At 69.3% G+C, this 12,491-nt stretch carries 11 protein-coding genes; 4 read left to right on the top strand and 7 right to left on the bottom strand.

Annotated features, from left to right (window positions below; all coding sequences use genetic code 11):
• Positions 1 to 82: 82 nt before the first annotated feature.
• Complete coding sequence (locus ACWEFB_RS01135; RefSeq protein ID WP_452281026.1) at positions 83 to 1,048, bottom strand: GlxA family transcriptional regulator; 966 nt, start codon at positions 1,046 to 1,048, stop codon at positions 83 to 85.
• Positions 1,049 to 1,392: 344 nt separating this feature from the next.
• Between ACWEFB_RS01135 and ACWEFB_RS01130 the strand changes: the two genes are divergently transcribed.
• The gene (locus ACWEFB_RS01130) at positions 1,393 to 3,954 is read left to right on the top strand and encodes a M64 family metallopeptidase (RefSeq protein ID WP_452281024.1); all 2,562 of its coding nucleotides are present in this window, start codon (positions 1,393 to 1,395) and stop codon (positions 3,952 to 3,954) included.
• Positions 3,955 to 4,046: 92 nt separating this feature from the next.
• Here the strand turns inward: ACWEFB_RS01130 and ACWEFB_RS01125 are convergent, their stop codons facing one another.
• Positions 4,047 to 4,721, bottom strand: coding sequence for a hypothetical protein (locus ACWEFB_RS01125; RefSeq protein ID WP_452281022.1), 675 nt, complete (start codon positions 4,719 to 4,721; stop codon positions 4,047 to 4,049).
• 188 nt (positions 4,722 to 4,909) lie between these two features.
• Here ACWEFB_RS01125 and ACWEFB_RS01120 point away from each other — a divergent pair, with 188 nt between their 5' ends.
• Entirely contained in the window at positions 4,910 to 6,118 is a 1,209-nt protein-coding gene (locus ACWEFB_RS01120) for a hypothetical protein (RefSeq protein ID WP_452281020.1), read from the top strand.
• Positions 6,119 to 6,156: 38 nt separating this feature from the next.
• Entirely contained in the window at positions 6,157 to 6,855 is a 699-nt protein-coding gene (locus ACWEFB_RS01115; RefSeq protein ID WP_452281018.1) for a DUF6193 family natural product biosynthesis protein, read from the top strand.
• A gap of 85 nt (positions 6,856 to 6,940) precedes the next feature.
• Here the strand turns inward: ACWEFB_RS01115 and ACWEFB_RS01110 are convergent, their stop codons facing one another.
• Entirely contained in the window at positions 6,941 to 7,492 is a 552-nt protein-coding gene (locus tag ACWEFB_RS01110; protein ID WP_452281016.1) for a hypothetical protein, read from the bottom strand.
• Positions 7,493 to 7,561: 69 nt separating this feature from the next.
• On the opposite strand from ACWEFB_RS01110, the gene ACWEFB_RS01105 reads away from it, so the two are divergent.
• Positions 7,562 to 8,425, top strand: a complete 864-nt coding sequence (locus ACWEFB_RS01105; protein ID WP_452281014.1) for a LysR family transcriptional regulator — start codon at positions 7,562 to 7,564, stop codon at positions 8,423 to 8,425.
• 54 nt (positions 8,426 to 8,479) lie between these two features.
• Here the strand turns inward: ACWEFB_RS01105 and ACWEFB_RS01100 are convergent, their stop codons facing one another.
• The 4 genes from ACWEFB_RS01100 to ACWEFB_RS01085 are packed head-to-tail and all read right to left on the bottom strand — an operon-like array spanning position 8,480 to position 12,439.
• Entirely contained in the window at positions 8,480 to 9,373 is an 894-nt protein-coding gene (locus ACWEFB_RS01100) for a hypothetical protein (protein ID WP_452281012.1), read from the bottom strand.
• Positions 9,370 to 10,461 (bottom strand): hypothetical protein, encoded by a 1,092-nt coding sequence (locus ACWEFB_RS01095; RefSeq protein WP_452281010.1) that lies wholly within the window; start codon positions 10,459 to 10,461, stop codon positions 9,370 to 9,372. The genes ACWEFB_RS01100 and ACWEFB_RS01095 overlap by 4 nt, the downstream gene beginning before the upstream one ends.
• Positions 10,458 to 10,904 carry a DUF4188 domain-containing protein gene (locus tag ACWEFB_RS01090; RefSeq protein WP_452281008.1) on the bottom strand — a complete coding sequence of 149 codons (447 nt, stop codon included), beginning with the start codon at positions 10,902 to 10,904 and terminating at the stop codon, positions 10,458 to 10,460. The genes ACWEFB_RS01095 and ACWEFB_RS01090 overlap by 4 nt, the downstream gene beginning before the upstream one ends.
• Positions 10,901 to 12,439: a phenylacetate--CoA ligase family protein gene (locus ACWEFB_RS01085; protein WP_452281398.1), complete on the bottom strand. Its 1,539-nt coding sequence runs from the start codon at positions 12,437 to 12,439 to the stop codon at positions 10,901 to 10,903. The genes ACWEFB_RS01090 and ACWEFB_RS01085 overlap by 4 nt, the downstream gene beginning before the upstream one ends.
• Positions 12,440 to 12,491: the final 52 nt, after the last annotated feature.

The raw sequence follows: 12,491 nt of genomic DNA, 5'->3' as shown, positions 1-12,491 counted from the left end.
GGCGAACCGCACCCAGACGCCCCCGTGGGTACGACGATGTCCGGATCCCTGCGAAGCGGTGCCCGAATCCTGGTACGGCCCGCTACCGCGCCGACATGTGCGCGAGTCGGTACCGCGACGGCGGTACGGCGTACCGGTCGAGGAACGCCTGCCGCAGTGTCTCGGTCGAGCCCAGCCCGCACCGCCGCGCCACCGCCGCCAGTGGCAGTCCGGTCGACACCAGAAGCTGCGCCGCGGCTTCCGTACGGACCCGACGGACGTACTGCGCGGGTGTCTGCCCGAGATGGGTCAGGAACAACCGGGACAGGTGTCGCTCGCTGACCCCGGCCAACCGGGCCAGCGCCCCGGTGCTGAGGTCCTCGTCGAGATGGCTCACCGTGTGGTCGCTGACCCGGCGGACCAGGAAATCCCCGGTGGTACGCCGAGCCACGAACATGCTCATCTGGGCCTGCCCGCCGGGGCGTTGCAGGTACGCCACCGTGCCGAGTGCGACCCCTCGGGCCAGCGCCACCCCGTGATCCTCCTCGATGAAGGCCAGGGTCAGGTCGAGCGCGCTCGTGACTCCGCCGGAGGTGGCGATGTTGCCGTCCCGGACGTAGATCGGTTCGGGGTCGACCAGCACGTCGGGGTAGCGTTCGGCGAACCGTTCGGCGTACATCCAGTGGGTGGTGGCGCGGCGGTCCGCCAACAGACCGGCCTCGGCCAGCACGGTGGACCCGGTGCAGACCGAGGCGACCCGGCGGGCCAGCCCGGCCAGACGTCGTACGTGACCGACCAGGCGCTTGCTCGCGGCGGCCCGTTCGTGGCCGAGGCCACCGGAGACGAGCAGCGTGTCCACCTGGTCGTTGAACCGCTCCAGGGACGTCTCGGCCTCGAGTCGCAGCCCCGAGTCGCAGGTGATGGCGCGTCCGCCGGGCGAGGCGAGAACCACCCGGTACGGCGGGTCGGCCCCGATGCGGTTGGCGATGTCGAGGCTGGAGGTGACGCAGGCGATGTCGATCAACTCCGCCCCGTCGTAGCCGACAACCAGGATCGTCCGCTTCTGCATGCCCTCACGCTAGGCGGGTCCTCCCGACCCGGACCACCGTGTCGACGTACGCGAACAGCGTCATCGTGCCGTTGCGACGTTGGACGGATCGTGTCCGCCGATCTTCCGTCAGGTGTCCGGTGCTGCCGATCGAGGCCGGCGGATACCGTCGATCGACCTTGGATCGATGTCGGGGAATCGCAGCGCAGATCGGGGCCCTGGGCGGACGGGCCGGCCACCCCCGGCACCCTTTCCTGGTCTGAACACCCATGATCCGCGCCCGACGCGGTCGAGTGCCGGACGCGTACCGGCACCTGAGAGGTGAGGTGAAGCTTGTGAGACGGTGGAGAGCAACTCTCGCGGTGGTGGGTCTGGCGGCCGGTCTGCTGGTCGCCGGCCCCGTTCCGGCGTCGCTGGCGGCGCAGGCGCCGGGACCGCTACCGGAACCGAAGGTCCATCCGATCCAGGTCACCGGTCCTACCAGCGAGCGCCTCAACCTGATCATCATGGGTGACGGCTACCAGGCGGACCAGCAGAGCCTGTTCTTCGCGGACGTGGACCGCAACCTGGCGGTCATGTGGGCCACCGAGCCGTTCCGGACCTACCGCGACTACATCAACGTCTACGCCGTCGAACTCGCCTCCATCGACTACGGCGTCCGGTGCGACCCGGACGGGCGGGTCCGCAACCCGGACGGAACGATCCGGGACACGGGCGAGCGCGAGGGTCCGATCGACGCGAAGAACACCGCGCTGCGCATGATCTACCAGGACGGCTGCCGGGACCCGCTGTCGCGGGGCACCGTGTACGGCGGGGCGCCGGTGAACTGCCAGAGCTTCGCCGCCTACTACCCGCCGGGGGTGAACCCCTGCGAGACCGGCAACCAGGCGTACAACCGGATCATGGACACGTACGTGGCTCCGGTGCTCGGCATCCCGCGTACGTCGCAGAACGTGCAGTCGCTGGCCATCTTCAACACGTTCACCTACGGCGGCATCGGCGGAACGAACGCGACGACCTCCGGTGGTTCGCCGCAGGGACCGCTGATCTCGCTGCACGAGCTGGGTCACTCGCTCGGCACGCTGGCCGACGAGTACCCGTACAGCTCCCGGGACGTGGTCCGCAACTGCTACACCGGCAACGAGCCGGGCAGCTTCCACCACACCACGTACACCGACGAGCAGAAGATGATCGCCGACCAGCACAAGTGGTTCCGCTGGCTCGGTGAGGAAAGCCTCTCCGGCGGGACGATCGGGCTGCACGAGGGCGGTGGCTCGTACCCGTGCGGTCAGCGCCGCCCGAGCGAGCACTCGATGATGCGGTGGATCGGGTTCGACCTGGACCAGATCGGCCGGGAGAACATGGTCGCCCGGATCACCGGCATGCGTAACGCCGGCCAGATGAACGTCCGGCAGACCCCGCTCGGTACCGTCGCCCGCGACGGGGTGCTGTGGGTCGAGACCGGACAGCCGCGCTACCACGAGCTTCAGGTGACCTGGCGCGTCGGCGGCCCGAACGGCACCGTGCTCGACACCCACAACAGCCGCAGCCTCGACCTGGGCAACCTGAACCTGCCCACGGGCACGGTCGTGCACGTCGAGGTACGCGACCCGGTGGGACCGGACGGAACCGACTGGGTACGCAACCCGTCGACCAACAACACCGCCTCCGACTCGGGCTACAACGGGCCTCGGTTCGTGCAGACCCGTCAGTGGGTGCTGGGCGAGGAGACGGTGACCCCGTCCGCCCCCGCCGCCGAGATCACCTCCGCGACGATCGCCACCCAGCCGGTCGCCGGTGACGAGGTCGTCTTCGTGGAGACGAACCACCCGACCGACCGGGTACTCGACGTGGCCTGGTCGGTCGACGGGAAGGCGGTACCGAACCCGTACAACAGCCGGACCGTCGACCTCGGTGTGCTGAGGCTGGCGCCCGGTACGCACAAGCTGGTCGCGACGGTGACCGACCCGGCCGCCCCGGGCGTCTCCGACCGGGCCGAGTGGACCGTCGACAACGCGTTGCCGACCGCGCCGCGTACGCTGTCGACCCCGCTGACCACGCTGCCCGGCGCGATCGAACACCCGGTGTACTTCGACGGCTGGGACATGCGGCTGGACCCGCGCGACGACCAGACCGGTTACGACGAGAAGCGGTACGTCGTCGGCCAGCTCCGCCTGGACAACGACGGCTGGTTCAACTACTTCGGGTTCCCGGAGCAGCCGATGCCGGAGTCGCCGTTCCAGTTCCGCCACTCCGGTACGAGCGTGAAGGCGCTGACCTACGGCAACCTCGGTACGGGTGGCCTGTCCCGGGCCACGTTCGAGCAGACCCTGCCGGACGACCACCCGAGCGGCGGGTTCGTGCCGGGCTTCGGTACCCACCTGGTGGAGCACCGGGCGATCGACCCGGCCGGCAACATCGGCGCGGCCCAGAGCTACCGGGCCACCGTACTGCCGGGATCCTCGCCGACGTGCACCACGACGCTGACCGGCCGCCAGACGCGGGTGGCGGTCGAGCAGGGCGTGACCTGCCTGACCAACGCCCAGGTGAACGGCTCGGTGACCGTACGCGCCGGGGCTTCGCTGGTCGTCCGGGACAGTTCGATCAACGGAAATCTGGTGTCTGCGGGCGCCCAGGCGGTGCAGATGTTCGGCTCCAGCCTGAACGGCGCGGCCCAGATCACGGGGACCACCCGTGACGTGACCATCGCCGGTACCACGTTCAACGGCGCGCTCGCGTTCTCCGGCAACACGCAGGTCTCGGCGAACGAGCGGTACAGCCGGCTCGCCGGAGCCTACGGTCCGCTGTTCGTCGGCAACCGCTTCAACGGTTCGGTGAGCTGCTCGGGCAACAGCGCGCCGGTGACGGACTTCGGTGCGCCGAACAAGGTGAACGGTTCGAAGAGCGGCGACTGCGCGAAGCTGTGACCGGCGCCGTCGTGTGACGGGTGGTGGGTCGGCCCCGGCGCCGACCCACCACCCGCTTTTTCCGGGTACGCCGGGCGGCGCGCACGGTGACACTACGAGTCCTCGACGAGTAGGCGGCCTGCACGACCGTCGGTCGAGAGGAAGGCGAGCAGCACCGGCGCGGCGCCGAGATTGAGGTGGAACGGCGTCCAGTTCGTCGCCAGGCGCAGCAGAAGCCGCCAGGAACCACCCCCGGGCAGGTCATGCCGGTCGAGCGGCAGCGCCGTACCCCCGATCTTGTCGTGGTCGACGGCGTGGAAGTGGCGGTCCCGTTGTTCGGCCGGCAGCTTCAGGTACTCGTCGGACGAGACGGGTTCGGGATCCTCGTCGCGGACCAGGTCGACCGTGTACTCCGCCGGCGACCCGTCCTCGTGGTAGAGCGTCGGGCCGCTGGTCAGCGGGATGGTTGGCCCGACGAAGGCACCGGGCTGGACAACCACCGCGTTCTCGCCTCCGTCGGCGAGGATGACGTCCGGGTCGTACTCCTCACCGTCGCTTCCGTGGTCGCCATGGGTGAGGAAGACGTAGGCGACCCGTCCCGGACCGTCGCCGACGAGTGCGGGCTCCAGCACGATCTGGCACACGAACCGCATCGGCGTACGCCAGGCGGCGCTGAGCGGCCATTGCGGCTCCCCGAGCCAGGTGGGCTGACCGCCGAACTTGGTGACCAGCTCGGTTACCGGCGCCGCCGCTCGGTGGTAGTTCGCGATCCGCCACACGGGAACCATGGCGCGGAACGTAACAGAGCCTCTCCGCCCCGCGCACCGACCCGAACCCCGGCGCCCGCACCTGCTACCAGGCGCTCGCGCCACCGTCGACCGGGTAGTTCGCGCCGGTGATGTACGCCGCCCGGGGCAAGGTCGTGTCGGCGATTGGGCGTCGAGCTCACAGCAGCGCCGGTCGGTAGGTTGTTCGTGTGGATCGGGATCTGTTCGCCGCGCGGTTGGCCGCATCGGCCGAGTCGGCGTATGCGTTCGCGCGCCCGATGATCTCCGAGGACCTGCCGGCCCGGTTGGTGTTCCGAATACGGCTCAACCAGTCCTACGACGGGGACGGTCCGCTGTCCGGCGACCTGAGGTTTCCGGCGGACAGCGCCGCAGGTCGCGCGGCCGCGCTGCGCAGGTGCGACGCAGCGGGCGCCGTGGCGGAGCTGTGGCGTGACGGTTGGGTGCCTGAGTGGATCAACGTCGCGGTGGTTGGTGAGACGGGCACCGACACGGTTGTCGAACTCGTCTGCTGCGGACGATTCACAGACGACGACACAAAGCTCTACCACGCCGGGGAGGGGATGCCGCCGTTCCACGTCGTGGGTCCGGCGCTTCCGCCCTCGTACGACGAGACCCCGTTCAGCATTCACACGCGTACGGAGTGCTGGGACAGCACCGATCTCGCGCATCTGGCAGATGTCTCCGGCAACGTGTGGTCGTTCGAGCTGAACACCGATGCGTTCGACGGCGATGGACTGCGCGCCGTACCGGACCTGCCGCATGTCGAGGTCTTCGAACACCACGCGTGCGCACTCGGCACCATGTCGGCGCTCGCCCGGTTCCCGGCGCTTCGGTTACTGCGCCTGGCCCTGACAGCCCCCGGCAGGTTCCACCTCAGCACCACCGACGATCACCTGGACACGCTCACGGATCTGACGATCACGAACCTGGCGCCACGTCCATGGGGTCACGACGCGATCGCCGAGGTGGCTCCGGCCGTGACCTCCATCAGCCTCACCGCGCACGAAACACTGTGGTTGGACGGCACCTTCGGCCCGTACGCACGGGACATAAGCCTCGTCGCTTCAACCATCGCCGGCCCCACACGAATGCCCACTTATCTCGATCGCCTAGGCGTCCATCTCACCGAGGGTGATGACCAGCAAGTTGTGGAGTTGCTCGACGGCGTTGCCGGGCTCAGGTCACTGAGCCTGCGCGGGACACCCGTCACCGACGCCGTGCTTCCCGTCCTCGACCGGTACGACCTCGGTCATCTCGACCTGGTCGACACCGACGTCAGCACGTCGGCGCTGTTCAAGTTCCGCACCGACCACCCCGGGACCGGCCTGCTACCACGAACACCACCCCTCCGTGCCAGCAGATCGGAGAATCCTTGGACGCTGCTGATGGGTCGGTGACGGTGGCTGGCGCGATCGTGTGTATGCATCATGGAGCGATGGCTGACGCACGGGTTGTCTGGGGCGATGCGGCGCGCTGGTATCCGGAGGTTGTCGCGATGGGTGACACGATCGTCGCCTGGCAGACCGAGTTCGAAGGGAAGCACATACCGTTGCGGGTGGGTCCGAGGGAGAGCCCAAACCCCCATCGCACCGCGACGGTGAAGAACGGCGAGTTGCACGCGGACCTGCTACTGAGCCCCTGGGAGCGACGGTTCCGCCTCGCGCTCCGCATCAGCGGGTTCACTCTCCTACAGGGCTACGCCGCAGATCTGGGGACGGCGGCCGACGCGGCATCGCTGTGGCTGTCCGGGGCGCGGCCGGGGCAGGTCGCAGCAGCGTGGCCGTTCCTGGGCTCGGTGGCCCTCGCCGAGGCACGAGAACGCGGCGACCACCGGGAGTCGAGCTGGCTGCGGCTGTACGAAAACCATTGTGCGGACCCCGTCGGAACCCGGCTGCGGGCATTTCTCGCACTGGCATTCCACGAGCCGCGGCTGCGCGTGCTGAGGCCGTACACCAGCCATTGGACCCTGTGCTTCAGCAGAAGCCCGGAGTGGCCCTTCGACCACGACCTTCCCGTGGTCGATCCGGCAATCACCCCCGATCGGTACGTGGTGCGGATGCGCGACCGCCGAGCCCACGACGAAACCGACGCCTCCGGCGCACTCCGACTCCTGCTGGCCGAGCTGCCGGACTGAGCGGCAGGTCGATCTCCCCGGTCGGTGCACGGCGGCGCCGAGCGCGATCGACGCGGGGTGCGCGGTGTAGCTCGGCCAGCCGACGTCACACCAACTCACGCCGAGGAGCGGGTGGTTGTCCCGGTTGGAGTGAGCGGTCGACAAGTCGTTCGACGTCGGCCCAGGTGGGCGTGGGCTGCCCGTAGCCGGGCACCGGCCGACGCTGGGGCCCGAAGAAGTACTGGTGGACGACGGCACCGTGGATCGCGGCGTGTACCTCGGGATGGTCGTCGACAAAATGGGTGAGGGCGAGTTCGAGGCAGTGGACCCGTTTGTCCGTACGCCTGCGGCAGAACCGCACCCGGTCGGGTGCCAGCCCGGTGCGCCGGTAGAAGTCGTGGCCGGCGAGCCACCGCAGGGTGCGGTCCTGTACACGTGGGCCGCATTTGGAGACCAGCCACACCCGGCCGTGGAACCGGATGACGAGGCGGGCAATGACCGCGATCGCGTCGGGCATCTCCGGTGTTGCCAGCATGGTCGCCTCGTCGCCGCTGAAGAAGGCGGTGTCCCCGCCGCCCGGGTGGGCGGTTCCGTCGATGATGACGCGGCCGATGTCGATGCCGAGCCGGGGTTCGGCTTGTGTCCTGATCTCATTCATGCTGCCAGGGTGCGGGCCCGGCGGCCGGTGGGGAACTATTGTTCGGGCACCGCTCTATAGTCCTGCACTATGACCGGACGGGACCTGCTCGAACCCGACGCGCTGCGTTCGTTCGCGGTCTTCGCCGAGCACAGCAACTTCACGGTCGCGGCGGCGGCGCTGCACATCAGCCAGCCCTCCCTGCACGTGAAGATCAGGAAGCTGGCCGCCGCGCTCGGCGTCGAACTCTACGAGCGGGACGGTCGCCGTCTGGTGCTCACCGCAGCCGGTGAACGCCTCGCCGCCTTCGCCCTGGACTCGCGTCGGCGGGCCGACGAGTTCCTGCGTGAACTCCACCAGGATTCCCCGGCCACACTGACCATCGCGGCCGGGCGGGGGGCGCTGCGCTGGGTGGTCGCCGAGCCGATCCGGTGCGTCGCTCGGCAGGGCCGCCGCGTGCAGGTCGTCACCGCCGACCGGGATACCGCCCTCGCGGCCGTCTCCTCCGGCCGGGCCGACCTGGCCGTCGTCGGACACGACGCCCCTCCGCGCCGGCTCGAAGCGACCCAGATCGCCGCGTACCCGCAGGTGCTCGTGGTCGACGAACGGCATCCGCTCGCCGCCCGGAGCCAGATCAGGCTCACCGACCTCGACGGACTGGACCTTGTCGTCCCCCCGGACGGGCGGCCGCACCGGCGGGCCCTGGACCGCGCCCTGCTCGACGCCGGCGTCTCCTGGCAGGTCGCCGCCGAGGTCGACGGCTGGGACCTGCTGGTGCACATGTCGACCCTCGGCATCGGCGCCACGATCGTCAACGGGTGCGTACAGCTACCCGCCGGCCTGTGCGCGGTGCCGATCCGCGGCCTGCCGAAGATCCGGTACTGGGCGACCTGGCGTCCCCAGCGGCAGGCCCTGGTGCGGGACTTCCTCGATCTGGTCCGGCAACAGCGGTGACCGCGAAGGCCCGCGACCGCGGGCCCGACCCGGCACGGGGAATCGGTGCGGTGGCTAACGTCGGGCCGAACGGACCGGCTCGGCCAGGGGTCGGCCGACTCGGAACACCGCGAGCGGCTTGCCGCCCACCCGTTCGGCGAGCCTGCCCGCGGTCGCCGGACAATCGATGAGTTGGCTGAGTGGGTGGACCGCCAGACCGTGCCGGGCGAGCGCCAACCAGGTACGCAGGAGACGCCGACCTGCGGTGATGTGATCGTCGTCGTCCGCGAGGAGGACCAGGAGGCTGCCCTCGTACCGCAGCAGGCCGCGGCCGGTGGCGGCGAGCAGCGCCGGGAGACCCAGACGCCGGGTGACCGGGTACGCGCGCAGCGCCGCGCCCAGGAACCGCGCTTCGTACCGGGACAGGACGAGAGCCTGGTCGGTGAGCCCGTCAAGGTGGTACCGAGGGTGGTGTGGGTCGAGGCGCAGCCAGTCGCGCAGCTCGACCGCGACGGCGGGGGTGCCGAACAGCCACCGGTCGGCAACCGCCAGGTCGGACGCGAGATCCCCGGTGGGAACGTGGACGATGCGGGGTCCGAGGTCGGCGATCACGACCGGGTCGAGATGACCGGGCGCGTACGGACCGCGGGCGACCCGGCGGCTCTCGATGTCGGCGATCGTGAACGGGGTCGCGTACACGTGTGCGGCGGGGATCAGGCGCGGACCGGCTGCCGCCACGACGGGAAGGTCGAGTGCCGCGGAGACGATGAGGCATGTCTCGACGAACGCGCCCAGGGCGAGGGCGAGGTCCCGTCCGGTCGGGTCGGAGTCGGGCAGCGAGCGGGCCGGGTCGAACCCGATGACGATCTCGTCGGCGTGATATTCCGGCCGCCACGGCTGGGTGTTGTGGGCGCTCGGCGCCCGGCGACAGATCGCTTCGTGTGTCCGCAACCGCTCGACCCACGTCACGTCGCGACCCCCCTCTCGTAGAACGTGTACCCGTGCAGCGGCCGACCGCCGGCCCGCCGGTACTGGGCGGCCGAGGCGAGGTTCTCCCGTTCGACGAAGGTGCTGCGCAGCGTCCGGTACCGGCCGAGGGCGAGGTTGCGGTGCAGTTCCCGGGACAGCAGCGTCAGGTACCCCCTCCCCTGCTCGTCGGGGACGGTGCCCTTGATGATGAGCACCGCGTCGCGCCGGTACCGGTTGCGGGTACACAGCAGACGAAGCTGGTTGAGTACGCCGAGCCGACCGCCGACCGCCATGACGAACTCGGAGATGTCCGGGACCGTCACGACAAACGCGACCGGCCGGCCGGCCTTCTCCAGCCAGAGCAGCAGACCCTCGTCGAGCAGGTACGCGAGACCGTCGGTCTGCTGCGCCAGCTGTTCGGCGGAAATGTCGGTGTAGTAGCCGAGCCGCGCGAAGCTGCTGTTGAGCAGCTGCCGCAGGATCGGCAGTTGGCTGCGGAGGTGCCGCCGCGAGCCGTACCGGATGACCAGCTTCTCGGTGGCGATCCGGTCGTCGTCGAAGGCGAACCCGTGGTCATGGCCGGCTGTTCCGGCGTCCGGACGGTCGAGGTCGACGAGCCAGGTGTCGGCCTCGAACCGGCGCTGGAACCCGTGCCGCTCGTACGTGGCGGGGTAGTAGGCGGGGTTCCACGCGGAGTCCACGAATCCTCGGTCGGCGAAGCCGGACGTGATCACTCCTCCGGTCTGGTTCGGCAGCAGCGCCACCGGCCCGAACAGCGGCCGGCCATCGGCCCTGACCTCGACCGCGTCGACGATGGCGGTGAAGACCGAGTCGTCGTCGACGAACTCGGTGTGACCGAACAGTTGGCGTGGACCCACCTTGGCGTCGAAGGTCGCACTGCGGTGCATGCTGGTTCGTCCGACCACCGTGCCGTGTCGGTCGCGGACCAGGAACAGTTGGGCGGTTCGGCCGTGTGTCGCGATCACCGACGAGAGCAGGGGCACGTACCGGTCGACCGGGTGGAGCCGGAGTGGGAAGTCCACGAACGCCGTCAGCTCCGCCCGCGACCGGACAGGGATCAGTCTCATCCGCGGTGCACCGGCGGACCGGTGTTCTCGGTCGACAGCGGGGTGAAGGTCGGGATGTGTGCCATGCCGTCGGCCTCGGCCCGCCAGACGCCGTTGGTGTAGCCCTCGGGCTCGGCGTTGTACAGGCGGATGTAGCCGCCGGTCGCGTTTGTCATGCCGTGGTCGGTCACCCAGCACATCAGCTCGCGGTGGTGGCGGCTGCGGGCGAATTTCAACAGCGCGTCCCGGTCGCTGAAGAATGCGACGGTCCCGAGCGTGAACGGGAACCGGTAGTACACGGTGTGCCACCGGTACCCGTCCATCCGTCTCAGCTGCCGCACCATCTTGAACCAGGTACGGGTGAGCGTGACGATCGAGCGCGGCCCCCGGTAGCGGGTGGCGCCGACGAACATGGCGGTGGCCTGGCCGACCGGGGGCGCGGCGGAGAAGTCGGAGGTCCTCATGCGGTCCCGCCCTTCACCAGATAGACATTCTTGATCTTGGAATCGGTGCCGGCGAACGGGCCGCTGCCGTAGTCGTGGACCTCCACCCGCAGGTCCGCGGCGGCCGGGTCCTCGGCCAGGGATTCCGCGAAGTCCCGGCTGACCTCGGCGAGGTGGCGCAGGACCCCGTGGCGGCAGGTGTCGACCAGGGCCCGCCGCTCGTCGGGGCCGAGCGTCAGGTGCTCGCGCAGTTGCAGGTTGATGACCGGCCGGCTCTCCAGGCTCACCTGCTCGGTCAACTGCAGGCAGAAGCTCTGCAGCAGGTGCGCCCGGGAGTTGCCACGGTAGAGGCCGTACTCGACGTCCTGCGGATAGATGTTGGCGCCCATGTACGAGATCGTGCTGTCCCTGCGACCGAACAGGAAAAGCAACGGCAACCGCATCCGGTCGACCTGCCAGGCGCGCCCGGCCTCGGCCCGCGCGTCCGGGTCCGCGATCGCGGCGAGCACGTCCGGATACGAAACCAGCCGGCCTTCGTCGCCGATGTTGTACCGGACCCGGGGATTGAGCACGGCCGTGGAGTTGATCGTGCAGAGCACCTCGTGTTCGGGTGTGGTCTCCAGGTACGTCTCGAGCGGGTTGTACTGGAAGACCATCGGCAGGCGGTACTCGTCGGCACCGAGCAGGCTGGTCCGCAGGGCAGGGTCGGTACGCAGCCGCCGACGGACCCAGACGCTGAAGTCGGTCTCCCCGGCAATGCCAATGGTGAGGTCACTGGCTCCGTAACCGGAACGCACCTTGAGGAAGCGCTCCTCCAGGTAGTCGCGCAGCGCCTCGGTCATCCCCTCACCGCCGACCAGTCCGCTGATCCGGTATTCGACCCAGGGGAAGTCCTCGGCGTCGAGCTTGTCGCGCAGGTGCTTCAGAAACGGCGGGTACGCGGTGACGACGTAGTCGAAGCCGGACCCGAAGTACAGCAGGGTGTCCACGATCTTCTGCAGGTCCGGCCCGGTGTTCTTCACCATCGCGATCCTGGACATGGCGATGCCGGTGTTGGTGCCGGTGGCCCACGCCCCCATCGAATACGCGTTGATGACGAAGCGCCGTTTCGAGGGAAACACCATCGTCGCGTAGCCCGCCAGGTTCTTGTGGACCGAACGCAACTCACGACGGCTGCGAATCCAGTTGAACGGCTGACCGGACGAGCCCGACGACTCGTCCACCACACTGCCGGCAATCTCGATCTCACCGTTCCGGCAGCGCCGCGCCTCCGGGTACGCCTTCACGTACGACTCCTTGTCGGTCGGCGGGTACGACGACAGGTCGAACCACCGGAACCGCCACTGGTTACGGCGCAGGAAGTCGCCGTACGCGGGCACGTCGATCGCGGCGAACTGGCAGGTCATCCACGCGTGCAGTCGGGCAAAACGACCCATGTACGGGCGGTACCGACGCGCCGTGAGCCGCCACACCGCCGGATGGATCCGGTACAGCGTGTAGAGCCAGGTCAGCGCGAAGCTTGCGAACCGCAACGTCCAACGACGCAGGAATGTCATCACCACGCAGCCACGATAGGGAGCCCGCGAGTCCGGTACGTGATGACGAATA

This window comes from Micromonospora sp. NPDC004704 (assembly GCF_053601675.1).
The sequence above is the reverse complement of the archived record's forward strand: the minus strand, read 5'-3'. Positions and strand labels throughout refer to the sequence as shown.